21 protein-coding genes and 1 tRNA gene are annotated in these 25,361 nt (G+C 71.4%); 17 read left to right on the top strand and 5 right to left on the bottom strand.

Annotated elements, in window-relative coordinates:
* Nucleotides 1-140 precede the first annotated feature (140 nt).
* Nucleotides 141-2,987, top strand: coding sequence for a penicillin acylase family protein (locus J7I97_RS04090; RefSeq protein ID WP_214930990.1), 2,847 nt, complete (start codon nt 141-143; stop codon nt 2,985-2,987).
* Here J7I97_RS04090 and J7I97_RS04085 read toward each other — a convergent pair.
* Entirely contained in the window at nt 2,982-3,644 is a 663-nt protein-coding gene (locus tag J7I97_RS04085) for a 5-formyltetrahydrofolate cyclo-ligase (RefSeq protein ID WP_214930989.1), read from the bottom strand. The genes J7I97_RS04090 and J7I97_RS04085 overlap by 6 nt on opposite strands.
* 45 nt (nt 3,645-3,689) lie before the next feature.
* Here J7I97_RS04085 and galU point away from each other — a divergent pair, with 45 nt between their 5' ends.
* The 9 genes from galU (at nt 3,690) to J7I97_RS04040 (ending at nt 11,905) form a co-directional block, all read left to right on the top strand.
* On the top strand, nt 3,690-4,592 hold the full coding sequence (gene galU, locus J7I97_RS04080) for a UTP--glucose-1-phosphate uridylyltransferase GalU (RefSeq protein WP_214930988.1): 903 nt from the start codon (nt 3,690-3,692) through the stop codon (nt 4,590-4,592).
* Between the two features lie 4 nt (nt 4,593-4,596).
* Entirely contained in the window at nt 4,597-5,952 is a 1,356-nt protein-coding gene (glp, locus tag J7I97_RS04075; protein ID WP_214930987.1) for a gephyrin-like molybdotransferase Glp, read from the top strand.
* 73 nt (nt 5,953-6,025) lie between these two features.
* The gene (gene moaC / locus J7I97_RS04070; protein ID WP_214930986.1) at nt 6,026-6,505 is read left to right on the top strand and encodes a cyclic pyranopterin monophosphate synthase MoaC; all 480 of its coding nucleotides are present in this window, start codon (nt 6,026-6,028) and stop codon (nt 6,503-6,505) included.
* The gene (locus J7I97_RS04065; protein WP_374195434.1) at nt 6,502-7,164 is read left to right on the top strand and encodes a molybdenum cofactor biosynthesis protein B; all 663 of its coding nucleotides are present in this window, start codon (nt 6,502-6,504) and stop codon (nt 7,162-7,164) included. Before moaC ends, J7I97_RS04065 begins: the two co-directional genes overlap by 4 nt.
* Nucleotides 7,165-7,181: 17 nt before the next feature.
* Nucleotides 7,182-7,775: a GNAT family N-acetyltransferase gene (locus tag J7I97_RS04060; protein ID WP_214930985.1), complete on the top strand. Its 594-nt coding sequence runs from the start codon at nt 7,182-7,184 to the stop codon at nt 7,773-7,775.
* A gap of 146 nt (nt 7,776-7,921) precedes the next feature.
* Nucleotides 7,922-8,959 carry a hypothetical protein gene (locus J7I97_RS04055; protein WP_214930984.1) on the top strand — a complete coding sequence of 346 codons (1,038 nt, stop codon included), beginning with the start codon at nt 7,922-7,924 and terminating at the stop codon, nt 8,957-8,959.
* Between the two features lie 77 nt (nt 8,960-9,036).
* Nucleotides 9,037-9,110 (top strand) — tRNA-Ala (locus J7I97_RS04050).
* A 219-nt stretch (nt 9,111-9,329) separates the two neighbouring features.
* A complete protein-coding gene (locus J7I97_RS04045; RefSeq protein WP_214930983.1) occupies nt 9,330-10,217 on the top strand; it encodes a hypothetical protein in 888 nt (295 codons plus the stop codon).
* A gap of 326 nt (nt 10,218-10,543) precedes the next feature.
* The gene (locus J7I97_RS04040; protein WP_214930982.1) at nt 10,544-11,905 is read left to right on the top strand and encodes a CoA transferase; all 1,362 of its coding nucleotides are present in this window, start codon (nt 10,544-10,546) and stop codon (nt 11,903-11,905) included.
* A 423-nt stretch (nt 11,906-12,328) separates the two neighbouring features.
* Here the strand turns inward: J7I97_RS04040 and J7I97_RS04035 are convergent, their stop codons facing one another.
* The gene (locus tag J7I97_RS04035; RefSeq protein ID WP_214930981.1) at nt 12,329-12,820 is read right to left on the bottom strand and encodes a GNAT family N-acetyltransferase; all 492 of its coding nucleotides are present in this window, start codon (nt 12,818-12,820) and stop codon (nt 12,329-12,331) included.
* A gap of 69 nt (nt 12,821-12,889) precedes the next feature.
* On the opposite strand from J7I97_RS04035, the gene J7I97_RS04030 reads away from it, so the two are divergent.
* Nucleotides 12,890-13,693: an exodeoxyribonuclease III gene (locus tag J7I97_RS04030; protein WP_214930980.1), complete on the top strand. Its 804-nt coding sequence runs from the start codon at nt 12,890-12,892 to the stop codon at nt 13,691-13,693.
* A gap of 35 nt (nt 13,694-13,728) precedes the next feature.
* Here J7I97_RS04030 and J7I97_RS04025 read toward each other — a convergent pair whose 3' ends face one another.
* Nucleotides 13,729-14,427 carry a MerR family transcriptional regulator gene (locus J7I97_RS04025; RefSeq protein ID WP_308365415.1) on the bottom strand — a complete coding sequence of 233 codons (699 nt, stop codon included), beginning with the start codon at nt 14,425-14,427 and terminating at the stop codon, nt 13,729-13,731.
* A gap of 167 nt (nt 14,428-14,594) precedes the next feature.
* Between J7I97_RS04025 and J7I97_RS04020 the strand changes: the two genes are divergently transcribed.
* From J7I97_RS04020 to J7I97_RS04005, 4 genes are all read left to right on the top strand, one after another.
* Nucleotides 14,595-16,148 (top strand): NAD(P)/FAD-dependent oxidoreductase, encoded by a 1,554-nt coding sequence (locus J7I97_RS04020; protein ID WP_214931058.1) that lies wholly within the window; start codon nt 14,595-14,597, stop codon nt 16,146-16,148.
* Complete coding sequence (locus tag J7I97_RS04015; protein ID WP_214930979.1) at nt 16,145-17,083, top strand: alpha/beta fold hydrolase; 939 nt, start codon at nt 16,145-16,147, stop codon at nt 17,081-17,083. Before J7I97_RS04020 ends, J7I97_RS04015 begins: the two co-directional genes overlap by 4 nt.
* Entirely contained in the window at nt 17,080-17,964 is an 885-nt protein-coding gene (locus tag J7I97_RS04010; protein ID WP_214930978.1) for an SDR family oxidoreductase, read from the top strand. Before J7I97_RS04015 ends, J7I97_RS04010 begins: the two co-directional genes overlap by 4 nt.
* Nucleotides 17,965-18,040: 76 nt before the next feature.
* Nucleotides 18,041-18,232 (top strand): hypothetical protein, encoded by a 192-nt coding sequence (locus J7I97_RS04005; RefSeq protein ID WP_214930977.1) that lies wholly within the window; start codon nt 18,041-18,043, stop codon nt 18,230-18,232.
* 103 nt (nt 18,233-18,335) lie between these two features.
* On the opposite strand, the gene J7I97_RS04000 is transcribed toward J7I97_RS04005, so the two are convergent.
* Nucleotides 18,336-21,617: a S41 family peptidase gene (locus J7I97_RS04000; protein ID WP_214930976.1), complete on the bottom strand. Its 3,282-nt coding sequence runs from the start codon at nt 21,615-21,617 to the stop codon at nt 18,336-18,338.
* Nucleotides 21,618-21,783: 166 nt separating this feature from the next.
* Here J7I97_RS04000 and J7I97_RS03995 point away from each other — a divergent pair, with 166 nt between their 5' ends.
* The gene (locus J7I97_RS03995; protein WP_214930975.1) at nt 21,784-22,374 is read left to right on the top strand and encodes a TetR/AcrR family transcriptional regulator; all 591 of its coding nucleotides are present in this window, start codon (nt 21,784-21,786) and stop codon (nt 22,372-22,374) included.
* Nucleotides 22,375-22,478: 104 nt separating this feature from the next.
* Complete coding sequence (locus J7I97_RS03990; RefSeq protein WP_214930974.1) at nt 22,479-24,686, top strand: MMPL family transporter; 2,208 nt, start codon at nt 22,479-22,481, stop codon at nt 24,684-24,686.
* A 77-nt stretch (nt 24,687-24,763) separates the two neighbouring features.
* On the opposite strand, the gene J7I97_RS03985 is transcribed toward J7I97_RS03990, so the two are convergent.
* On the bottom strand, nt 24,764-25,186 hold the full coding sequence (locus tag J7I97_RS03985; RefSeq protein WP_214930973.1) for an SsgA family sporulation/cell division regulator: 423 nt from the start codon (nt 25,184-25,186) through the stop codon (nt 24,764-24,766).
* Nucleotides 25,187-25,361 lie beyond the last annotated feature (175 nt).

Raw genomic sequence — 25,361 nt, 5'->3', positions numbered from 1 at the left:
TTTACGTGATAACCACATTGTGAAACGGCCGACGGGCCCTGTCCTCAGGACCTCGACCCCTGGCGGATCAACGAACCGGGTCCTGCGCCTATGGTTGCTCCCAGCACTCCCAGGACCACCCTGCCCCTCTAAGGACAGCGATGCCCGCCAACGAAAACGCCCCTTCCGTCAAGAAGAAGGGACGACGCGCCCGTCTGATCGTGCTCGTGCTGGTCCTGGCGCTCTTCGCGGGCCTCGGCTACGGGGCGTACTGGAGCGCGGACAACGTGCGCGCCTCCTTCCCCCAGACGACCGGGTCCCTGAAGGTGCCCAGCCTGGCCGGGACCGTGGACGTCAAGCGCGATTCCCACGGAATTCCGCAGCTCTACGCCGACAGCGACGAGGACCTCTTCCGCGCGCAGGGCTTCGTGCACGCGCAGGACCGCTTCTGGGAAATGGACGTACGCCGTCACATGACCTCCGGGCGGCTCTCCGAGATGTTCGGCTCCGGGCAGGTGGAGACCGATGCCTTCCTGCGCACGCTGGGCTGGCGCCAGGTCGCGCAGGCCGAGTACGACACGAAGCTCTCGCCCGAGACGAAGAAGTACCTCCAGGCCTACGCCGAGGGAGTCAACGCGTACCTGAAGGGGAAGTCCGGCAAGGACCTCTCCGTGGAGCACGCCGCCCTCAAGATCAGCGACGACTACCAGCCCGAGCAGTGGTCCCCGGTGGACTCGGTGGCCTGGCTCAAGGCGATGGCGTGGGACCTGCGCGGCAACATGCAGGACGAGATCGACCGCGCGCTGATGTCGGGCACGCTCACGCCGGCGCAGATCGACGAGCTCTACCCGCCGTACCCCTTCGACCGGAAGAAGCCGATCGTCGAGGGCGGCAAGACCGACGGCGGTAAGTACACGCCCCAGGGAGCCGCGGGCTCCGCTTCCACCGGGTCCGGCGCGGGCAGCGGGTCGGGCTCCGGCACCGGATCCCAGGCGTCCGCCAGCTCCGGCAGCGGCACGGCCACCGGCCTCGCCGGCAACGCCACCGCCCAGGGCGCGACCGTAGGCCTTCGCACGCAGATGAGCGCCCTCGCCAACACCCTGGACGAGATCCCCGCCATCCTCGGCCCCAACGGCAGCGGCATAGGCTCGAACTCCTGGGTCGTCTCCGGCAAGTACACGACCACCGGCAAGCCGCTGCTCGCGAACGACCCGCACCTCGCCCCGCAGCTGCCCTCGGTCTGGTACCAGATGGGCCTGCACTGCCGCGCCGCCTCCGCCGCGTGCCAGTACGACGTGGCCGGCTACACCTTCTCGGGCATGCCCGGCGTGGTCATCGGCCACAACGCCGACATCGCCTGGGGCATGACCAACCTCGGCGCCGACGTCACCGACCTCTACCTGGAGCAGGTCAAGCCCGACGGCTACATCTACGACAACAAGACGGTCCCCTTCACCATCCGTGAAGAGGAGATCAAGGTCGCGGGCGGCAAGAGCAAGAAGATCACCGTCCGCAGCACCAACAACGGCCCCCTGATCTCCGACCGCAGCGACGAGATCGCCACGGTCGGCGCCCGCGCCCCCGTCGCCAGCTCCGCCCCCGACCGCGGCAACGGCTACGCCGTCGCCCTGCGCTGGACCGCCCTGGACCCCGGCAAATCGATGGACGCGGTCTTCAAGCTCGACCGGGCCAAGGACTTCAACAGCTTCCGCGCCGCGGCGCGCGACTTCGAGGTCCCGTCCCAGAACCTGATCTACGCCGACAACAAGGGCCCCAGCGGCAACATCGGCTACCAGGCCCCGGGCCGCATCCCGATCCGCGGCGCCGGCGACGGCCGCATGCCGGCCCCCGGCTGGGACTCGAAGTACGCGTGGAAGGGCGGCAAGGACGGCAACGCGGGCTACATCCCGCAGGACGAGATGCCGTACGACCTCAACCCGGCCCGCGGCTACATCGTCACCGCCAACCAGGCGGTCACCGAGAGCGGCACCGGAACCGGCAAGTACCCGTACGTCCTGACCACCGACTGGGGCTACGGCGCGCGCAGCCAGCGGATCAACGACCTCATCGAGGCGAAGATCAAGGACAGCGGCAAGATCTCCACCGACGACATGCGCACCATGCAGATGGACAACAGCAGCGAGATCGCCGCGCTGCTGACCCCGATGCTGGCCAAGATCCAGGTCTCCGACCCGGACGTGCGCGCCGCGCAGAAGCTGCTGGACGGCTGGAACTACACCCAGGAGCCCGACTCGGCGGCGGCCGCCTACTTCAACGCGGTCTGGCGCAACATCCTCAAGCTGTCCTTCGGCGACAAGATGCCGAAGGAGCTGCGCATCGAGGGCAGCTGCATCAACGTCCGCGAGGAGGCGACCGGCCCGGTCGACGACCTCACCACGACCGTCCGCGAGTGCGGTACGCGCGGCTCCGACTCGGCGCAGCCGGACGGCGGCGACCGCTGGTTCGAGGTGGTCCGCCGCCTGGTCAAGGACGAGAAGTCGCCGTGGTGGCACTCGCCCTCCGCCCTTCACAAGCCGGAGACCAACACCCGCGACGAGCTGTTCGCCCGGGCCATGAAGGACGCCCGCTGGGAGCTCACCGCCAAGCTCGGCAAGGACCAGTCCACCTGGAGCTGGGGCCGGCTGCACCAGCTGATGCTGAAGAACCAGACCATCGGCACCGAGGGCCCCGGCTTCATGCAGTGGCTCCTCAACCGCGGCCCGTGGAACGTGGGCGGCGGCGAGGCCACCGTCAACGCCACCGGCTGGAACGCCTCCAGCGGGTACCGGGTCACCTGGGTGCCGTCGATGCGGATGGTCGTCAACCTCAACGACCTGGACAAGTCCCGCTGGATCAACCTGACCGGCGCCTCGGGCCACGCCTACCACTCCCACTACACCGACCAGACCTCCCTGTGGGCCAAGGGCGAGCTGCTGGAGTGGCCCTTCGGCAAGGAGGCCGTGGACAAGGCGACGGTCAACACCCTGACCCTCAAGCCGGGGTCATGAACTGAAGCGCACCACCCCTGACGGGGTGGCCACCGCCTGAACGGGGTGGTCGTGCGGTTCCTCCGGGACCCGCGCGACCACCTCTTCGTCGTAGAGGAGCACCACCAGCGCCGGATGCGCCCCGGCCCGCTCCAGCCGGGCCAGCACCCGGTCGTACGAACCTCCGCCACGTCCGAGCCGCATCCCGCGGGCGTCCACCGCCAGCCCGGGCAGCAGCACGGCGTCGGCGCCGGTGACCGCGTCCGGCCCGAGCCGCGGCCCGGCCGGCTCCAGCAGCCGCATCTTCCCGGGGTGCGCGGCCTCGGCGAGGCTGCCCGGGCCCTCGTACGCGGCCCAGTCGAGATCGTTGTCGGGCAGCAGTACGGGCAGCAGCACCTGCTTCCCGGCCGCGCGCAGCCCGTCGAGCAGCTCGCGGGTGCCGGGTTCGGTGCCGACGGAGACGTACGCGGCGACCGTGCGGGCACCGGAGAGTTCGGGCAGTGCGAGGGCGGAGCGGGAGAGCGCGCGGGCCGCTGCTTCGCAGGCCTCGGGGGTCAGGCCGCGGCGGGCGGCGAGGAGTTCCCGGCGCAGCGCGGCCTTCGCCGCCGGATTTATGGGGTTTCCTGCCACTAGCGGATGGTTCTCCTTTGGAATGGGGGCGTAAGTGGATCTATTCATCGGAATCTAACCTGGACGTTCTGTGCGACCCACTATCGTGCTGGCATGACTCAGTCGCACCCCGTGATCAAAAAGGCCGTCATCCCGGCCGCGGGCCTCGGCACTCGCTTCCTTCCGGCGACCAAGGCGACGCCCAAGGAAATGCTCCCGGTCGTCGACAAGCCGGCCATCCAGTACGTGGTCGAGGAAGCGGTCTCGGCCGGGCTGGACGACGTCCTCATGATCACTGGGCGTAACAAGCGACCCCTCGAAGACCACTTCGACCGGAACTACGAGCTCGAATCGGCCCTCATCGCCAAGGGCGACGACGACAAGCTCAAGAAGGTCCAGGAGTCCAGCGACCTGGCCACCATGCACTACGTGCGCCAGGGCGACCCGCGCGGCCTCGGCCACGCCGTGCTCTGCGCCGAGCCGCACGTCGGCCGGGAGCCCTTCGCCGTCCTCCTCGGCGACGACCTCATCGACCCACGCGACCCGCTGCTGCGCAACATGGTCGACATCCAGGCGCGCACGGGCGGCACCGTCGTCGCCCTCATGGAGGTGGACCCCTCCAGCATCCACCTCTACGGCTGCGCCGCCGTCGAGCCCACCGACGACCCGGACGTCGTCCGCGTCACGGGCCTGGTCGAGAAGCCCGACGCGGCAGACGCGCCCAGCAATTTCGCGGTCATCGGACGGTATGTCCTCAATCCCGCGATCTTCGGCATACTGCGGGAGACCGAGCCGGGCCGCGGTGGGGAGATCCAGCTCACCGACGCCCTGCAGAAGCTGGCCGCCGACGAGAGCGTGGGCGGCCCGGTGCACGGCGTGGTCTTCCGGGGCCGCCGCTACGACACCGGGGACCGCGGGGACTATCTGCGGGCCATCGTCCGCCTCGCGTGCGAGCGTGAGGACCTGGGCCCGGAGTTCCGCACCTGGCTTCGCCATTACGTCACGGAGGAGATGTAGCACCTTGAGCAGTTCCGCACCGCAGGACACCGGCCGCGCGCAGCGGGAGCAGCGCCTCTGGTCGGTGGACGAGCACCTCGCGGACATCCTCGCCGCGGTCCGGCCGCTGGAGCCCATCGAGCTCCAGCTGCTGGACGCCCAGGGCTGTGTCCTGGTCGAGGACGTCACCGTGCCCGTCGCCCTCCCGCCCTTCGACAACAGCTCCATGGACGGGTACGCCGTCCGCGTGGCCGACGTCCAGGGTGCCAGCGAGGAGTTCCCGGCGGTGCTGACGGTCATCGGGGACGTCGCGGCGGGCAGTGGCGACCTGCCCACCGTCGGCCCCGGCCAGGCCGCCCGGATCATGACCGGCGCCCCGCTGCCGCCCGGGAGCGAGGCCGTCGTACCGGTCGAGTGGACCGACGGCGGTACGGGAGGCGGCGCCGCCTCGGGGATGACCCCGGCCAGTGCCGCGCCCGAGGGCGCCGCGGGAGAGGTACGGGTGCACCGCGCGGCGCAGGCACGGGCGCATGTCCGCTCGCGCGGAAGCGATGTACAGGCCGGGGACCTCGCGCTCGCCGCCGGAACAATCCTCGGGCCGCCGCAGATCGCGCTGCTCGCCGCCATCGGGCGCGGCACCGTCCGGGTGCGGCCGCGGCCGCGCGTGGTCGTGATGTCCACCGGCAGCGAGCTGGTCCAGCCCGGCGAGGCGCTGACCCCCGGGACGATCTACGACTCCAACAGCTTCGCCCTGGCCGCGGCCGCGCGGGACGCCGGCGCCATCGCGTACCGCGTCGGCGCGGTCTCCGACGACGCCGACACCCTGCGCGCCACCATCGAGGACCAGCTGATCCGCGCCGACCTGCTGGTCACCACGGGCGGGGTCAGCGTGGGCGCCTACGACGTGGTCAAGGAGGCGCTCACCTCGGTCGCCGCCGGGGGCGCGGACGGCGAGGACATCGACGCCGGCGGGGTCGACTTCCGCAAGCTCGCCATGCAGCCCGGCAAGCCCCAGGGCTTCGGCTCCATCGGCCCCGACCACACCCCGCTGCTGGCGCTGCCCGGCAACCCGGTGTCCTCGTACGTCTCCTTCGAGCTGTTCGTGCGCCCGGCGATCCGCGCCCTGATGGGCCTGCCCGACGTCAGCCGTCCGGTCGTACGGGCCGAGCTCAAGGCGGACAAGGCGATCGGCTCCCCGGCCGGCCGCCGCCAGTTCCTGCGCGGTAAGTACGACGCCGAGAGCGGAACGGTAAGCCCCGTCGGTGGATCCGGTTCGCACCTGATCGCCGCACTGGCGCACGCCGACTCGCTCATGGTCGTACCGGAGGACGTCACCTCGGTGGAGCCGGGGGCGGAGCTGGAAGTGGTCCTGCTCGGCTGAGTACCCGCGGGTGCGGGTAGCGTGTTGCACCACACAGGCCCTTGCGGGGCCCGGAGCGGGAGCGGCACGACATATGAGCACGCACAGCAGGCTGACGCACATCGACGAGGCCGGCGCGGCCCGGATGGTCGACGTCTCGGAGAAGGACGTCACCACCCGGACGGCGCGAGCCAGCGGGCGCGTCCTCGTCTCCCCCCGGGTGATCGAGCTGCTGCGGGGCGAGGGCGTGCCGAAGGGCGATGCCCTCGCCACCGCGCGGATCGCCGGGATCATGGGGGCGAAGAAGACCCCCGACCTGATCCCGCTCTGCCACCCGCTGGCCGTGTCCGGCGTGAAGGTCGACCTGACGGTGGCCGACGACGCGGTCGAGATCCTGGCCACCGTCAAGACGACCGACCGCACGGGCGTCGAGATGGAGGCGCTGACCGCCGTCGCGGTCGCCGGGCTCACCGTGATCGACATGGTCAAGGCCGTCGACAAGGGCGCCGTCATCACGGACGTCCGGGTGGAGGAGAAGACCGGCGGCAAGTCCGGCGACTGGACCCGCGCGTGAACGCCCCGCGCGGCGGCGAGGCCCACAGCCACAGCCACGGGCCGGCTGGCCACAGGCCCGTCGGACACGGGTCCGCCGGCCACGAGCCCGTCGGCCACGGTCCCGCCGCGGGCGAGGCCTGGCCGGCGCAGCCGCCTGCCGCCGGGGCTCCGCTGCTGCGGGCTCTGGTCGTCACCGCCTCCAACCGGGCCTCGCAGGGCGTGTACGCCGACAAGGGCGGGCCGCTGCTGGCCGAGGCGCTCGAGAAGCTCGGCTTCGAGGTGGACGGCCCGCGCGTCGTCCCGGACGGCGACCCCGTCGAGCAGGCGCTGCGCGAGGGCGTGGCCGCCGGGTACGACGTCATCATCACCACCGGCGGCACCGGCATCTCGCCGACCGACCGCACCCCGGACGCCACCGCGCGGGTGCTGGACTATGAGATCCCGGGCATCCCGCAGGCCATCCGCGCCGAGGGCCTGGCCAAGGTGCCGACCGCGGCGCTGGCCCGGGGCCTGGCGGGCGTGGCGGGCCACACCCTGATCGTGAACCTCCCGGGTTCCACGGGCGGTGTCCGCGACGGCCTCGCCGTGCTGGGCCGCATCCTGCCGCACGCCGTGGACCAGATCCGGGGCGGCGACCACCCGAGACCGTCGTCGGAGCCCACCGGGAGCGCGAGCTGAACGGCCCCTCCTGGCCGGTGGTACTGACCGACGGGGATGTCACGCTCCGGCCGATAAAACTGCGCGACCAGCGTGCCTGGCGCGAGGTCAACCGGCGCAACCGCGACTGGCTGCGGCCGTGGGAGGCCACGATTCCGCCGCCCGCGCCGTGGGGACCGGTGATCCAGCGGCCGACGTACCGCCAGATGGTGCGCCATCTGCGGGCGGAGGCCAACGCGGGGCGGATGCTGCCGTTCGTCATCGAGTACCAGGGCCGGCTGGTCGGCCAGCTGACGGTCGCCGGGATCACCTGGGGCTCGATGTGCGCGGGCCATGTCGGGTACTGGGTGGACCGCGACGTGGCGGGGCGGGGCGTGATGCCGACGGCCGTCGCGCTCGCCGTGGACCACTGCTTCGCGAAGGTGGGGCTGCACCGCATCGAGGTCTGCATCCGTCCGGAGAACACCCCGAGCCGGCGCGTGGTGGAGAAGCTCGGCTTCCGCGAGGAGGGCATGCGGCCGCGCTACCTGCACATCGACGGAGCCTGGCGGGACCACCTCGTGTTCGCGCTCACGGCGGAGGAGGCCCCGGAGGGCCTGCTGAGCCGGTGGAAGCGTGCCAATCCGCGGTGAATCGATAAAGCGTTCGAATTCCAAACGGATTCGTCCATAACCTGATCCGAAGAATCACAAAAAAAGTCCGTGATATCAGCCAGTTCGTGCGACACACCGGCTCAATTGGCGGATCCGCTCGGCCGCGCCCCTCTACGGTGTGAGGTGTGAGCAGCAGCGGCCTCATCTACGCAGTCATTGTCGGGGCCTGGGCCGCCTACTTGGTGCCCATGTGGCTCCGGAGGCAGGACGAGCTGAACGAAGCCCGTCCGACGGAACGCTTCTCCACCGCCATTCGGCTGCTGTCCGGCCGGGCGGGGATGGAGCGCCGTTACGCCAAGGGGCTGCGTGAGCGCGGTGACGAGGCGGAGCCCCAAGCCCAAGCGGACCCGGACGCCGCGACGGAAACGGTGAATTCCGTGGACGCCGACGCCCGGGCCGTTGTCGTGCCCCCGACCCGGGCGGAACCCAGATCGGCCGCGGCCGATCGGGTGGACCGGGCGGAGCGCGCCCGGCGCGAACAGCGCCTCCAGGCGCTCGCGCGCCGCCGGCGCACCACCGCGCTGCTCTTCCTGGTCTTCACGCTCGGCGCCGTCGTCGCGGCCGTCGGCGGGCTGCGGTTCCTGTGGGCCCCGGCCCTCCCGGCTCTCCTCCTCAGCACGTACATCGTCCACCTGCGGGTCCAGGAGCGGCGGCGGTACGAGTTCACGATGGACCGGCGCCGCGCCGAGGCCGCCGCGCGCCAGCTGAGGGAGAACCGGCCGCGCCGCCGCGAGCCCGAGGCCGTCGAGGGCGGCGAACCGGACCCCGCGCCACCGGTCTCCCCGCAGGAGGCGGGACGGCGCGCCCTGGTGGAGCAGACCGACCACGCCGAGTGGGTGGACCAGCAGCGCGAACGCGACCGGGGCCCGGCCCGCGGTGACAGCTGGGAGCCCGTCCCGGTCCCGCTGCCGACGTACGTGACGGCGCCGGTCGCCCCGCGCGCCACCGGCCCCGCGGCCCCGGACGGCTGGAGCTCGGCCCGCTCCAGCACCGCCGAGCCGACGGAGCCGAGGCTGCGCGCCCAGCCGCACGTCCCCGCCCCGGCCGCGAAGCCGGACTCCAAGCAGCCGACCCCGCCCCGCCCACGCGGCCGCGACCGGGGCCGCACCCCGCTGTTCGATCAGTACGAGGGCGAGGGCCGCCCGCGCGCCGCGAACGAGTGATCGGTGACCTGCGCGGACGCTCCCGATACCGGTTTTGGAGCACCCGCGCGGGGATGCTAATGTTTCACACGTCGCAAGGGCCTGTGGCGCAGTCTGGTAGCGCACCTCGTTCGCATCGAGGGGGTCTGGGGTTCAAATCCCCACAGGTCCACAGACGACAGTTCCCGAGTAGCTCTCGGGAATCGTCACGAGATCCCGTTCAGCCGAAAGGCTGGGCGGGATCTCGGCGTTTGTGGGGACGTGCTCGAGGTGGTGCCCGAACGTGGGCGGGGCCTCGGGCGGTGGTCTGGTGTCGGAGTGGCGCCGGGGCTGCGCTGGTGCTGGGGTGTCAGGTGTTCGCGCGGGCCGCCATCTACAACGGGACGTATCAGTGATCTACAGCATCCTTACCGTCGACCCCATTCGACCCGAGAGCATGGCTGTGGCACTCGCCGGATGTCTCGGCGTCGCGGTGGGTGATGTGGATGTGGCCGATCCTGACGGTGACCCCGACCTCCGGAATTGGGACGCACTTGTCTCGTGCGAACACAGAGCGATTCACGGCGACTTGGCCTGGTCGCTCGACATCTATGCCCAGGAGGAAGTTGCTGATCAGCCGCTTGAGCGCGACGTTGCAGCGAGGTTCGCGAAGGCCGCGACGACGACCGTCCTCTTTCCCGCTTCGGAAGCGCCTCCCAGCGCCTACTGGGCGGTAACGCAGGAGGGCCTCCTCACCCGCGCCCGGCTCGAACTCTCCGACGATGAGCGACCGCTCTACACGGTTACCGCCGTCGAGGCGCCGGTTGCTCAGCTCCCGCGGGCAACGGTGACGCGATTCGCCGAGATCGTACGGGAGCAACGGCCGGACACTCCCATTGCCCAAGCCTTCGCAGCGTCAGTTGAGAAGGTGCGACAGGCCGCTGACGATGACAGCGGTAGCTCTATCTGGTCCGCGAAGGTCAACTTGGTGGTGTGGGAGAGGGTCATCAGGCAGATGGAGTCTGGCTGGGCACCGTCGGGTTGGTATCCGGCCGACCTCTATCGAGAGCGGCTGGAAGCCCGCGACGACCTTGCGGAAATCGGCACCTGCCTGCCTCGTGAAGTGACCGCGCTGCTGAATGCGGCTCTGGAACAATTGGACAGGCGCTTTGCGGTAGCGACAACGGAAGACGTCGCAGGCGGTCTCCGTGGGGAATTGACGGGCGCGTCAGCCGAACAGGACCCGGATGGTTGGTGGTGGCTTCGCCGTCCGGATCCCGCGCCTTGGGAACAGGCCTGATGTCAAGGTGACGACGCGTGCGGTCCACGCCAGTGGCCCAGGCGCGGGGGGTGTTCTCGAGAGCCTGCTGGGTGAGGTGCTCCCAGCCATGGCCGAGGCCGCGTCAGCGAAACGGACCTCCTACTGGCCCTCAGGAGCACGTGGCGCGGCTCGGTGGCTGCGGCCCGTGGTCATGTGACATCCCGCGGGGCGGGCACCGGGTCGTAGTCCGCGGCGCGCGGTGTCGACCAGGTCGAGGGCGAAGGAATGGACATCGGGCTCGGGCCCGGACCGACCGCGACAACTTGTACGGCTGGGTCCCCGGTTCTTTCGTTGAGAATGTCGACGTGACTACTCATGACGGTGGGACATCGCAGGCGTGGGCCGCGCTCGGTGGGGCGGGCGAGCTGGTGGGGCGGGTGGCGTACCGCGGAGGCAGTGACCTGGGGGAAGGTCCGCTGCCTGTACGGGAGTTGGCGCGGGCCACGGTTGGGGTGTGCTCGCTCGCCGCGGCGGAGCTGGCCGCGGTGCGGGGCGGCGGTGGGGTGGACGATGTGGCTCCACTGGTGGTCGACGAGGGCGCGGTGGCGACGGCGTTCGTCAGCGAGCGGCATCTGCGGGTGGAGGGGCGGGAGCCGGTCACGTTCGCGCCGCTGTCGGGGTTCTGGGAGGCGGCGGACGGCTGGGTCCGGACGCACGCGAACTATCCGCATCACCGGGAAGCGCTGGTACGGGCGTTGGGGGCCGGTGCCGGTACCCCGGAGGGGTTGCGGGAGGCGGTGGCGCGGCGGGGCGCTGTTGAGGTGCAGGAGCTGGTGTACGGGGAGGGCGGGCTTGCCGTCGCCGTGGCGGAGGGGTACGGGGAGCGGCAGCCGCTGGTGGAGGTATGGGAGTCCGGTGGGCAGGGGCGGGTGCTGGGGGCGGCGGCGCTGCCGCTGCCTGCGGCGGGGGTACGGGTGCTGGACCTGACCCGGGTCATCGCCGGGCCGGTCGCGACGCGGACGCTGGGGCTGCTCGGGGCGGACGTGCTGCGGATCGACTCGCCGGGGCTGCCGGAGTCGGATGACGCGCATGCGGATACGGGGTTCGGGAAGCGGTCGGCGGTGCTGGACCTGGCGGACGCGGGGGACCGGGCCGTGCTCGAGGGCCTGCTTGACGGGGCGGATGTGGTGGTGAGCGGGTACCGGCCGGGGGCGTTGGAGCGCTACGGGCTGGGGGCGCGCGAGCTGTTGGCGGGGCGGCCGGGGCTGGTGGTGGCGGAGCTGTGTGCGTGGGGGTGGCGGGGGTGGGGGCCGTGGGCGGGGCGGCGCGGGTTCGACTCGCTGGTGCAGGCGGGATATGGGATCGCGGCGGTGTGCGGGGGCGGTGGTGGGGGGCGGCCGGGGGTGCCTGGGGTGTTGCCTGCGCAGGCGTTGGATCACGGGACGGGGTATCTGGTGGCGGCGGGGGTTTTGCGGGCGCTGGCCGAGGGGGGTGGGCGGGGGTTGCGGTTTTCCCTGGCGGGGACGGCGTCTTGGCTGGTTCGGGATGTTCCGGCGGGGCCGGCGGGTCCGGCGGGTCCGGGTGAGGCGGGGTATGCGGCTGAGCCGTGGCTGCGGGAGGTTTCCTCGGGGTATGGGGTGCTGCGGTATGCGGGGGCGCCGGTGCCGTTTGGGGGGTGGGGGCGGGGGCCGTCTCGGTGGGGGTCGGATCGGCCGGTCTGGCGGTGATGCTCCACCGGGCCGCTGGGGCCGCTGGGCCGCTGCGCGGGCTTTCTCCCCGCCCCGCCCTTTCTCCGTTTCCCCGGGCTCCGCCCGGACCCCGCGCCTCAAACGCCGGCGGGGCTGAAGGGTTCCTGGGGCTCCGGCCTGGGTTCTGCGTCTCGGGCGCCGGTGGGTTGCTCCGCCCCGGATTCCGCGTCTCAAGCGTCGGCGGGGCTGGAGGGATCCGCGGGCTCCGCCCCGGGCTCTGCGCTTCAGGCGCCGGGGGCTGGAGGGTTCCTGGGGTTCTGGCCCGGGCTCTGCGCTTCAGGCGCCGGTGGGGCTGGAGGGTTTCTGGGGCTGGGCCCCGGACTCCGCGCCTCCGGCGTCGGAGGGGCTGCCTGGGGCTCCGCCCCCGGCCCCGCGCCTCAAGCGGCGGCGGGGCGGTTGGGGCTAGTGGAGGGGCTTGGCCATGCAGAGGCTGTTGTCGTAGTGGCGGTAGTGGCCGAATTTTGGGGCCACTGTGTAGCCCGATGAGCGGTAGAGGGCTATGGCTTCCGGCTGCTGGTCGCCGGTTTCGAGGGCCATGCGGAGGCGGCCTGACGCGCGGGCGTCGGCTTCCAGTTCTGCCAGGATGCGGCGGGCCAGGCCCAGGCCGCGGGCCTCCGGGATGACGTACATGCGCTTCAGCTCGGCGTCGCCGTCCGAGTAGCCCTCGTCGTTCTCGTCCTGGCTCCGCCAGCCGCCGCTGGCCACCGGGGTGCCCGAGGCGTCGTAGGCGAGCAGGTAGAGGCCGTTCGGCGGGGCGAACATCGCCGGGTCGAGATAGGTGAGATCGCCCTCGCCCTGGTAGCGCTCCTGGTATTCGATCTGGACCTGGTCATTGAGCTTGACCGCGTCCGGGTGGTCGTACGGCACGGTGCAGAGCTGGATCCCGTCAGACATTCGAACATCGTACGCGGGAGGGGACGCCGGGTAGGCTGCTCGCGTTTTGTGCGATATGGGGAGCCCGCTTTGATCACTGTGACGTCCGTGAATGTGAATGGGATCCGTGCTGCCGCCAAGAAGGGCTTCGTGCCGTGGCTTGCCGGGTCGGATGCCGATGTGGTCTGCCTGCAGGAGGTACGGGCCGAGGAAGGGCAGATCCCGGACGAGGCCCGGGTGCCCGAGGGCTGGCACACCGTGTTCGCGCCGGCCGCCGCCAAGGGGCGGGCCGGGGTCGCGGTGTACACGCGCCGGGCGCCCGAGCGGGTGCAGGTCGGATTCGGGAGTGCGGAATTCGACGCGAGCGGGCGGTACCTGGAAGTAGATCTTCCTGGGGTGACTGTCGCCAGTCTTTACCTGCCCTCCGGGGAGGCCGGTACCGCGAAGCAGGACGAGAAGTACCGGTTCATGGGCGAGTTCCTTCCCTATTTGGAGGGACTGAAGGCGAAGGCGGCCGCGGACGGGCGTGAGGTCGTGGTGTGCGGCGACTGGAACATCTGCCACCGGGAAGCCGACCTCAAGAACTGGAAGAGCAACCGGAAGAGCGCCGGGTTCCTGCCCGAGGAGCGGGAATGGCTCGGGGAGGTCTACGGCACCGCGGGGTACGTGGATGTGGTGCGGGCTCTTCATCCGGATGTGGAAGGGCCGTACTCCTGGTGGTCCTACCGGGGGCGGGCCTTCGACAACGACGCCGGCTGGCGCATCGACCTCCAGATCGCGACCCCCGGGCTGGCCGCCCGGGCCGTGAAGGCCTTCGTGGAGCGGGCCGAGACGCACCCCGAGCGGTGGTCCGACCATGCTCCCGTCACCGTGGTCTACGAGCTGGGGTCCTGATCCGTGGTCTACGAGCTGGGGTCCTGATCCGTGGTCTACGAGCTGGGGTCCTGATCCGCCCGTGTGCGCAAGCGGTCCATCGCCATCGAGAGTTCCGCCTCGACCACGCTCTTCGCCAAGGGGCGCAGGCGCGGGAGGGCGTCCTCGGAGAGGTGCGTCGCGATCAGCTCCGTGAACAGGGTGGCCAGCGCGTCCGCGTGCTCGCGGACCCGGCGGCCCGTCTCCAGGACGGCCGACAGCGGGACGCCCTCGCGGACCAGGGCCGAGGAGACGTCCAGCAGACGGCGGCTGACGTGCACGATCTCGTCACCGTCGGCGGCGACGTAGCCGAGGTCGAGGGAGGCCGCCAGGTTCTCCGGGGTGACCTCGCCCTCGAAGTAGTCGGCGAGGGCCTCCGGCGTCAGGCGTACGGGTGTCTCCTCGGACCAGCCGATGCCGAGCAGCTCGCCGAGCTGGCTGACGTCGCGGCCGCTTTCGAACGCGGCGGTGAGCTCGGCGATGCCGCCCAGGGTGTGGCCGCGCTCCAGCAGGGCTGCGATGGTGCGCAGCCGGGCCAGGTGGTGGTCGTCGTACCAGGCGATGCGGCCCTCGCGGCGCGGCGGGGGGAGGAGTTTGCGCTCGCGGTAGAAGCGCAGGGTGCGGACGGGGATGCCGGCCGCCTCGGCCAGCTCCTCCGTACGGTATTCGCGCACTGCCTTCGCTGCCTTCGCTGCTTCCGTCTCTTCCTTCGCCACAGGCGCAGCCTATGGCGTACCGGAAGTAACTTTCCGGGCGCGACCCCTACCCATGGGTACGGAGCTGCTCTACTCTCCCGATTGTGCCAGTGATTGCTGGCAGTGTGGCGCGATGGTGGCGCGATGGTGTGGCTGGGACTGCGGAGCGGAAGCGGAAGGCGGCGGGCATGGGCGGCAGCAATGTGGGCGGCAGCAGTGTGGGCGGCAAACGCGAGCACGTACGGGTGGCGGTGGTCGGGTCCGGATTCGGCGGGCTCGGGGCCGCGGTCCGGCTGAGGCGCGAGGGGATCACGGACTTCGTCGTACTGGAGCGCGCCGATTCGGTCGGCGGGACCTGGCGCGACAACAATTACCCCGGGTGCGCGTGTGACGTGCCGTCGCATCTGTACTCGTTCTCGTTCGCGCCCAACCCGGACTGGCCCCGGACCTTCTCCGGGCAGCCGCACATCCGGGCGTACCTGGAGCACGTCGCCGACACCTTCGGGCTGCGGCCGCATATCCGGCTGAACTCCGAGGTCCGGATGATGCGCTGGGACGCCGACGCGCTGCGCTGGGAGATCGAGACCGCCGCGGGGGAGCTCACCGCCGATGTGGTGGTGTCCGCCACCGGGCCGCTCTCCGATCCGAGGATGCCGGAGATCCCGGGGCTCGCCGAGTTCCCCGGCAAGGTCTTCCACTCCGCGCGCTGGGACCACGACTACGACCTGCGCGGCAAGCGCGTCGCGATGATCGGGACCGGCGCCTCGGCCATCCAGATCGTGCCCGCGATCGCGCCCGACGTGGACCGGCTGACGCTGTTCCAGCGCACCCCGCCGTGGGTGATGCCGCGCAGCGACCGGGCCATCTCCGCCGTCGAGCGCTGGCTGCACCGCCAGCTGCCCTTCACCCGGGCGGCGCGCCGAGGACTGCTGTGGGGGATCCGGGAGCTTCAGGTCAGCGCCTTCACCAAGCGGCCGAACCAGCTCGGGCTGGTCGAGTCGCTGGCCAAGGCGAACATGGCGCGCTCGATCAAGGAACCGGGGCTGCGGGCCAAGCTGACGCCCTCGTACCGGATCGGCTGCAAGCGGATCCTGCTGTCGAGTGACTACTACCCGGCGCTGGCCCGCCCGAATGTGGATCTGGTCGCCTCCGGGCTGAAGGAGATCCGGGGCAACACCCTCGTTGCCGCCGACGGGACCGAGACCGAGGTCGACGCGATCATCTTCGGGACCGGCTTCCATGTCACGGACATGCCGATCGCCGACCGGGTGGTGGGGGCCGAGGGCAAGACCCTCGCCGACCAGTGGAAGGACGGGATGCAGTCGCTGCGCGGGGCGACCGCGGCCGGCTTCCCCAACTGGATGACGATCATCGGGCCGAACACCGGGCTCGGGAACAGCTCGATGATCCTGATGATCGAGTCGCAGCTGAACTACATGGCGGACTACATGCGGCAGCTGAACGTGCTGGGCGGCCGGACCGCGCTGGCGGCCAGGCCGTCGGCGGTGAAAGCGTGGAACCGGCGGGTCCAGGACCGGATGACGCGCACGGTGTGGAACACCGGCGGCTGCACCAGCTGGTACCTCGACGCGGGCGGCCGCAACACGACCGTCTGGCCGGGCACGACCGGCGAGTTCCGCACGGAGACGCGCACGGTCGACCTGTCGGAGTACGAGGTCCTGCGCATCCGGGACCGCGAACCGGTCCCGGCGGCCGCCGCCGCGGAAAAGGGCGCGGCATGAGCCGGCTGACGCACGTCACCGCGGGGCCGTACGCGCTTCCCGTCGCCCGCCGGGAGCTGGTGGCCGTGTCCGCCGACGGGTCCCGGCTGCATGTGGAGGTGCACGGGGACGAGGGCGCGCCGGCCGTGGTGCTGGCGCACGGCTGGACCTGTTCCACCGCCTTCTGGGCCGTGCAGATACGGGCCCTGGCCACCGACCACCGGGTCATCGCCTACGACCAGCGCGGGCACGGGCGCAGTCCCGCCGCCTCCGCCTACAGCACCACCGCCCTCGCGGACGACCTCGTCGCCGTACTGGAGGCCACCCTCGCGCCGGGCGAGCGGGCGATCGTCGCCGGGCACTCCATGGGCGGGATGACGATCATGGCCGCCGCCGGGCGGCCGGAGTTCGCCGAGCGCACCGCGGCCGCGCTGCTGTGCAGCACCGGCAGCTCGCGGCTGGTCGCGGAGGCCCTGGTCGTGCCGCTGCGCGCCGGGCGCGCGAGGACCCGTATCACCGGCGCGGTCCTCGGATCGCGCGCCCCGCTCGGGCCCGTCACGCCCGTCGCCAAGCAGGTGCTGAAGTACGCCACCATGGGCCCCGGCTCCGCGCCCGACAGGGTCGAGGCGTGCGCCCGTATCGTGCACGCCTGCCCCACCCGGGTCCGGCACGCCTGGTCGGAGGTACTGGCGGGGCTGGACCTGGACGCGGACCTGGCCGCTCTCACCGCGCCCACCGCCGTCATCGGCGGCAAGAACGACCGCCTGACGCCGGTCGTGCACGCCCGTGGGCTGGCCGCCGCGCTGCCGAACTGCGTGGGGCTCACCGAGCTCACCGGAATGGGGCACATGACCCCGATCGAGGCCCCCGAGGCCGTCACGAACGCCGTGCGCGAGCTGTCCGCGCTGTATCTCAACACCACCGAGGACACCACCGAGAAGGAGAAGACGCCGTGAGCGCTCGCAGGAGTCTGGAAGGCCAGGTCGCCGTCGTCACCGGCGCCGCCCGCGGGGTCGGCGAGCTGCTCGCCCGCAAGCTGTCCGCGCGCGGGGCGAGGATCGCCCTGGTGGGCCTGGAGCCGGAGGCGCTCAAGGAGGTCTCCGGGCGGCTGCACACCGACAGCGACCACTGGTACGCCGACGTCACCGACCACGAGGCGATGGCCCGGGTGGCGCAGGAGGTCAAGCAGCGGTTCGGCAAGGTGGACATCGTCGTCGCGAACGCGGGCGTGGCCGCCGGCGGGCCGTTCGCCGACTCCGACCCCGAGGCCTGGCGCCGGGTCATCGAGGTCAACCTGATCGGCGGGGCGGTGACCGCCCGGGCCTTCCTGCCCGTCCTGACGGAGAGCCGCGGCTACTTCCTGCAGATCGCCTCGCTCGCCGCGATCACACCGGCGCCGATGATGACCGCGTACTGCGCCTCCAAGTCCGGCGTCGAGGCGTTCGCCCACTGCCTGCGCGCCGAAGTCGGCTACAAGGGCGTCAAGGTGGGCGTCGGCTACCTCTCCTGGACCGACACCGATATGGTGCGCGGCGCCGACCAGGACGAGGTGATGCGGGAGCTGCGCCAGCGGCTGCCGTGGCCGTCGAACCGTACGTACCCGCTGGGACCGGCCGTCGACCGGATCGTGGCCGGCATCGAGCGGCGCTCGCCGCACGTGTACGCGCAGTGGTGGCTGCGCGGGATGCAGGGCGTACGGGGCTACCTGCCCGGGATCATCTCGGCCGTCGGGCAGCGGGAGATGAAGCGCTTCGAGCCGCGACTCGCCAGTGTTTCCAAGGGGCTTGTGGGGGCCGGAGGCGCCGCCGACGAGCAGGAGCGTACGCAGAGTAACTGATCGAAATGCGAGCTTTGTCCGCCCGTGCAAGTCTGGTCGAGGCCCAGTCCCCTACACCTCTTCAGGAGTGAACAGCATGGGCATCAAGGACCAGTTCCAGGACAAGGCGAACGAGCTCAAGGGCAAGGCGCAGCAGGCCCGGAAGGGCGCGAAGGACGAGGCGTCCGAACGCGCCCAGCAGCTCAGGGACAAGAAGTCCCAGGGTCAGGAGAAGCCGGACCCGGCGCGCTCCCAGTTCGACGAGACCGACGACGCCTGGGACGCCTAGCCCCAGCCGGCTTCGGCCTGCGGCTTCGGCTTCGGCTACGGCTGCGGCTTAGAGGGGCGCGACCCGCGGAACACCGCGGGTCGCGCCCCTCGAACATGCCCGCCTACGTCCTGGGCGGCAGCTTCGGACGGCGCCCGTCGGGTACGTCCGTGTAGCCGGGCGGCACCGCGGCCGGGTCCTGCTCCAGCAGCTCCAGCGCCAGGTACACGGCGTCGTCCAGCTGTGCGTGCCGCCCCTCCGCCCAGTCGAGCGGGGTGCGCAGGATCGGCAGATCCGGTTCGACGCCGTGGTTCTCGACCGACCACCCGTACTCCGGGAACCACGCGGCGTTCATCGGCACCGTGATCACGGTCCCGTCGCCCAGGGTGTGCCGGCCGGTCATGCCGACCACCCCGCCCCAGGTGCGCTGGCCGACCACCGGGCCGAGCCCAAGGAGTTTGAACGCCGCGGTGATCATGTCGCCGTCGGAGGAGGTCGCCTCGTCGGCCAGCGCCACGATGGGGCCGCGGGGCGCGTTGGAGGCGTAGCTGACCGGCTGGGCGTTGCGCGTCAGGTCCCAGCCGAGGATCGAGCGGGTCAGCTTCTCCACCACCAGCTCGCTGATGTGCCCGCCCGCGTTGCCGCGTACATCCACGATCAGCGCGGGCCGGGACATCTCCATCCGCAGGTCCCGGTTGAACTGCGCCCAGCCCGAGCCGCCCATGTCGGGGATGTGCAGGTAGCCGCACCGGCCGCCGCTGACCTCCCGGACCACCGCGCGCCGCTTGGACACCCAGTCCTGGTAGCGCAGCGGCCGCTCGTCGATCAGCGGCACGACCGCGACCCGCCGGGCGTGCCCCTCGCCCTCCGCGGGCTGGAAGGTCAGCTCCACCGTGGTGCCGCCGGCGGCCGAGAGCAGCGGGTAGGGCCCGGTCACCGGGTCCACCGGGCGCCCGTCCACGTGGGTGAGTACGGCGCCCTCCCGGATGCCGGTGCCGGCGAGCGGGGAGCGGGCCTTGGAGTCCGAGGACTCGCCGGGCAGGATCCGCTTGACCATCCACCCCTCGTCCCTGTGTACGAGGTTGGCGCCGAGCAGCCCGATCGCCCGCTGGTAGTGCGGCGGGCCCTCGTTCCTGCGCGCGGGGGACACGTACGCGTGGGACGTGCCGAGTTCGCCGAGCACCTCGCGCATCAGGTCGGCGAACTCATCGGGGGAGGCGACCCGTTCGACCAGGGAGCGGTACTGTCGCAGCACCCCGTCCCAGTCGATGCCGCACATGTCCGGCTCCCAGAAGTACGCGCGGATCAGCCGCCCGGCCTCCTCGAAGGCCTGGCGCCACTCGGCCGCCGGGTCCACCTCGTGCAGGATGCGCCGCAGGTCCAGGTAGACGGTGGAGTCGCTGTCGCCCGACTCGGTCGCCGGGACGGCGCGCAGGTCGCCGTCGTCGTTGATCACGAGCCGGGTGCCGTCGCCGCTGGGCGCGAACCAGTCCAGCCCGGAGGCCAGTTCGCTCTTGCGGGCCTTGGTGATGTCGAAGTGTTCCAGCGTCGGCTTGCCCGTGGTGTCGGCCGGGTTGGCGAAGGTCTCCCCGAGCGCGCCGGAGATCGGCCAGCGCAGCCACACCAGCCCGCCGCCGCTCACCGGGTGCAGGGCCGAGTACTTGGAGGCGGCCACCGGGAAGGGCGTGACCCGGCTTTCCAGGCCCTCCACCTCGACGGTCACCGTGCCGTCGCCTTCGCCGGACTCGCTCTCCACCGGGTCGAGTCCGCCCGCCGCCGGGCGGCCGTCGGGTGTGAACGCGAAGGGGGACGGGGTGGCCGAGGACAGCGGCACCAGGTACGGGCGGCAGCCCAGCGGGAAGGACAGGTCGCCGGTGTGCACGTCGTACACCGGGTCGAAACCGCGCCACGACAGGAAGGCGAGGAAGCGGCCGTCCCGGGTGAAGACCGGACTCTCGTCCTCGAAGCGGCCGTTGGTGACGTCCACGATGGTGTGCGCGCCCGGTCCGGAGATCCGGGCCATCTTGATCTGGCGCAGCGAGCGCCCGATGCCCGGGTGCGACCAGGTCAGCCAGCATCCGTCGGGGGAGAAGGCCAGGTCGGTGACGGGCCCGTTGATGGAGCGGATCAGCTCGGTGACCTGACCGTCGGACTCCTCGGTCGCGTCGATGAGCAGCAGCCGCCCGTCGTTGGACGCGATGGCGAGCCGCTCTCCGTCCGGATCGGACAGCAGCTCCAGTACGCGGCCCAGCTCGCCGGAGGCCAGCCGGCGCGGCTCCTGGTCGCCGGAGGCCCGCGGGAGGTAGGCGATCTCGATCGCGTCCTCCCCCTCGGCGTCCGTCACGTACGCGACCTTCCCGCCGCTGCCCAGCATCTCGGGCAGCCGTACCCGTACGCCCGGGGTGTCGGCGATGGTCCGGGCGGGCCCGTCGCGGTGGGTGAGCCAGTACAGGCTGCCGCGCACGACGACCGCGCTGGCGCGCCCGGTGGCGTCCACGGAGAGGGAGTCGACATGGCTGGCGGCCGGCACCTGGTAGGTACGCCGTCCCGCGCGCGGGCCGCCGAGGCGGACCTGGAGTTTGCGCGGGGCGGTGTCCGGGGCCAGCGAGTCCACGAGCCAGATGTCCCCGGCGCACTGGTAGACGACCCGGGAGCCGTCGCTGGAGGCGTGCCGGGCGTAGAACTCGTCGTGGTCGGTGTGCCGGCGCAGGTCGGTCCCGTCGGGCAGGCAGGAGTAGAGGTTGCCGATGCCCTCGTGGTCGGAGAGGAAGGCGATCCTCCCGTCCACGAACATGGGCGAGTCGAGGTGGCCCTCGATGTCCTCCAGCAGCCGCTTGCCGTGCAGCCACAGCCGGCCGGTGGCGCCGCCCCGGTAGCGCTTCCAGGCGGCGGGCTCGTGCGGGGGCTTGCCGGTGAGCAGCAGGGTGCGCCGCTCGCCTCCGGGCTCGTCGTGGACGGCGATGTCGGACACCGGCCCCCAGGGGAGCTGGCCGCCGGGGCTGCCGTCGGTGGGCAGGTCGTACGCCCAGGAGTAGTAGGAGAAGGGCTGGCCGTGCGAGGACACGGCCAGGATGTCGCTGCGGCCGTCCTTGTCGGGCGGGGTCCAGCCGCAGACCCGGGTGTCGGTGGAGCCCCAGTAGCTCAGCCGGCGGGCGGGGCCGCCGTCGACGGGGGCGAGGTGGACCTCGGGGTCGAGGCTGCGCCAGGTCGTGAAGGCGATGTGCTTGCCGTCGGGGGAGAAGCGCGGGTGGCCGACCCGGGTGCGGTCGACGGTGATCCGCCAGGCCCGGCCGGGGGTTTCGCCCTCGGGGACGAGGGGGGCGACCCAGAGATCGTCCTCGGTGGCGAAGCACAGCAGATCGCCGTGCAGGTGCGGGAAACGGAGGTACGCGGCGTCGTGACTCACCCCCCAATGCTTTCCGCGCCGAGGGGGGCTGGCAACTCGTACAGGTGATCCATGCCACTCCCGAATGCGAAACGGAACGGTTTCGTTTCGCTAAGGCGAGGGGTATCGTCTTAACCGTACGAAACGGTTTCGTTCGGGGGCGATGTCTGATGGGAGGTGCGCGAAGATGATCGACGAGGTCTCGTCGCGACGCAGCCGGATCACCCCCGAGCGGGAAGCCGAACTCCACGGGGCGGTCCTCGACCTGCTCCGTGAGGTCGGCTACGAGGCACTGACCATGGACGCGGTCGCGGCGCGTACGAAGTCCAGCAAGGCCACCCTCTACCGCCAGTGGGGGAGCAAGCCGGAGCTGGTCGCCAGGGCCCTGCGCTGCACCCAGCCGGTCTCCCTCCGGGAGATCGACACGGGCAGCCTGCGCGGGGACTTCGCGCTCATGGTCGAGCGCTCGGACGACGCGCAGATGGCCAAGGACACCGCGCTGATGCGGGGCCTGGCCCACGCCGTCCACGCGAGCCCGGAGCTTCACAAGGCACTGCGGGACCTGCTGGTCGACCCGGAGATCACCGGCTTGCAGGTGATGCTCCAGCGGGCGGTGGACCGGGGCGAGATCGCTCCGGACTGTCCGGCCCTGGACTTCGTACCGCACATGCTCATCGGGGCGTTCATCTCGCTCCCGCTGATCGAGGACCGGTCCGTCGACCGGACCTTCCTCGGTCGGTTCATCGACGCCGTGGTCTTCCCCGCCCTCGGCGTCTGAGTCTCACCGCTGCTCCTGACACGCCGCTCTCGTCGTCGGGCCGGCTTTCCATGCCCTGATCCATCCCGGATCCATCCCACGACCTGAACGGGAGAACCACCGACGTGGCCACCTTCCTCTACCGGCTCGGCAGGGGCGCCTTCCGGCGCCGCCGCCTCGTCGCCCTCGCCTGGGTGGCGCTGCTGTTCGCCGCCATCTTGGGCGCGGCGACCGCGCCGGCGCCCAGCTCCGGCTCGTTCTCGATACCCGGCACGGAGGCCCAGAAGGCCTTCGACCTGCTGGAACAACGCTTCCCGGGGATGGCCGCCGACGGCGCCACCGCCCGTATCGTCATCAAGGCACCGGCCGGCGCCAAGGTGACTGACCCCGGCACCAAGACCGAGGTCGAGAAGATCATCTCGGGTCTGAAGGGCGGCGCGGGCGCCGACCAGATCGCCTCGGTCGACGACCCGTACGAGTCGCAGGCGATCAGCCAGGACGGCACGACCGCCTACATCAGCACCAAGTACAAGGTCAGCGGCATGGAGCTGACCGACAAGACCCGCGACGCGCTGAAGGAGTCCGGCAAGGACGCCCAGGCCGCCGGGCTGACCGTCGAGATCGGCGGCGACGCGCTGATCGCGGCGCCCAAGTCCGGTCCCGGTGAGGTCGTCGGCATCCTCGTCGCGGCGGTCGTCCTGATCATCACCTTCGGCTCGCTGATAGCGGCCGGGTTGCCGCTGCTGACCGCGCTGATCGGCGTGGGCATCGGTGTCTCCTCGATCGCCGCGCTGGCCAACGCGCTGGACCTCGGCACCACCACCTCCACCCTCGCGATGATGATCGGCCTCGCCGTCGGCATCGACTACGGGCTCTTCATCGTCTCCCGCTACCGCGCGGAGCTCGCCGAGGGCCGCGAGCGTGACGAGGCGGCCGGCCGGGCCGTCGGAACCGCGGGCTCCGCGGTCGTGTTCGCCGGCCTGACCGTGGTCATCGCCCTGGTGGGCCTGGCCGTCGTCAACATCCCGATGCTGTCCAAGATGGGCTTCGCGGCCGCCGGCACGGTGGTCATCGCCGTGCTCGTCGCGCTCACCCTGGTCCCGGCCATGCTGGGCTTCGCGGGCCGCACGGTCCTGCCGGCCGGCAAGAAGAGCAAGCTGTTCGGCAAGGGCAAGGTCACCCCGGAAGGCGCCGAGCCCAAGCCCAACGGCGGCACCCGCTGGGCCCGCTTCGTCCTGCGCCGCCCGGTCATGGTCCTGCTGGCCGGTGTGATCGGCCTCGGCGCGATCGCGATCCCGGCGAGCAAGCTGGAGATGGGCCTGCCGGATGACGGCTCCAAGCCGGTGTCCACCAGCCAGCGCAAGGCGTACGACCTGCTCTCCGACGGGTTCGGCCCCGGCTTCAACGGCCCGCTGATGGTGGTCGTGGACGGCGACAAGGCGCTCGCCGACGCCACGGTCGAGCGGATCAAGGGCCTGGAGGGCGTGGCCGCGGTCACCCCGCCGATGCAGAACGAGGCCAAGGACGCCTCGATCATCAACGTCATCCCGAGGGACCGCCCGTCCTCCGTGGAGACCGAGGACCTGGTCCACAAGATCCGCGAGGGCAACGGGAAGGACGTGCTCGTCAGCGGCCAGACCGCGGTGAACATCGACTTCTCGCAGAAGATGAACGACGCGCTGCTGCCCTACCTGACGCTGGTGGTCGGCCTCGCGTTCCTGCTCCTGATGCTGGTCTTCCGCTCGATCCTGGTCCCGCTCAAGGCGGCCCTCGGCTTCCTGCTCTCGGTCGTCGCGGCCCTCGGCGCGGTCGTCGCGGTCTTCCAGTGGGGCTGGCTCGGCTCGCTCTTCGGTGTCGAGCAGACCGGTCCGATCATGTCGATGATGCCGATCTTCATGGTGGGTGTGGTCTTCGGTCTGGCCATGGACTACGAGGTCTTCCTGGTCACCCGCATGCGTGAGGCGTACGTCCAGGGAGAGCGGCCGGGCCAGGCCGTGGTGACCGGCTTCCAGTACAGCGCGCGGGTGGTCGTGGCCGCCGCCGTCATCATGATCGCGGTGTTCTCGGGCTTCATCGGGTCCAGCGAGCAGATGGTCAAGATGATCGGCTTCGGTCTCGCGACCGCGGTCTTCTTCGACGCCTTCGTGGTCCGCATGGCCATCGTCCCGGCGGTGCTCGCACTGCTCGGCCACAAGGCCTGGTGGCTGCCGGGCTGGCTCGACCGGCTCCTGCCGAACGTGGACGTGGAGGGCGAGAGCCTGCGCAAGCACCTTGAGGGCTCCTCCCCGTCGAAGGAGGGCCCGGACAAGGACCGCGAGCTGGTCACCGCCTGACCTGCTCCGCTCCCGCTGCATGAACGGACCGGCCCCGTCCCACCCGACCAGGTGGGGCGGGGCCGGTCCCGTTGCTCCTACCGGGTGGCAGCGGCGTACGTGCGGCGCAGGAAGCGGCGGAGCGCGGCGATGTCGAACTGGACCACGGCGACGCCCTCGGGGGAGTGGAACTCGACGACCGCCTGGACGCGGCCGCAGGGCCAGATGCGTACGTCACCGGTTCCCGTCGGGGCGAGCAGGCCGGCCTCCAGCAGGGCGCGGGGGAAGACCCACTCGTTGTCGGTGCCCTCGGGGGAGAGGCCCGCGGGGAAGACGATCCGTACGGCCAGCGGCTCGGCGGGGGCGAAACGGAGGGCGACCGGGATCGTCCGGTAGAGCGGATCGTCGGTGATCACGCGGGCACGGACCCGCTCCTCGACGGCGGTCGGGGAGGCGGTTGCGGTGGCGGCCGCACGCGCGCCGGCGGTCGGGGCGGGGGGATTCTCGGCGGTCGCTGACATCGACAAGACTCCTCGATCGGAACGTATACGTCCGTATCTCCCCCAGCCTCGCACATATTCCCCCGAATCCGCGTGGTCCTACTTGGGGCACCCGCGCTCTTGCCAACCATTTGCAAGTAGGCCCTATTCTTGAACGGCTCAAGATTCAGTGATCGACCGTACGCCCACCGCAGGA

It is taken from the genome of Streptomyces sp. ISL-87 (genome assembly GCF_018614095.1).
In the GTDB taxonomy this organism is placed as follows: Bacteria; Actinomycetota; Actinomycetes; order Streptomycetales; family Streptomycetaceae; genus Streptomyces.
This window is presented reverse-complemented; position numbering and strand designations above follow the sequence as displayed.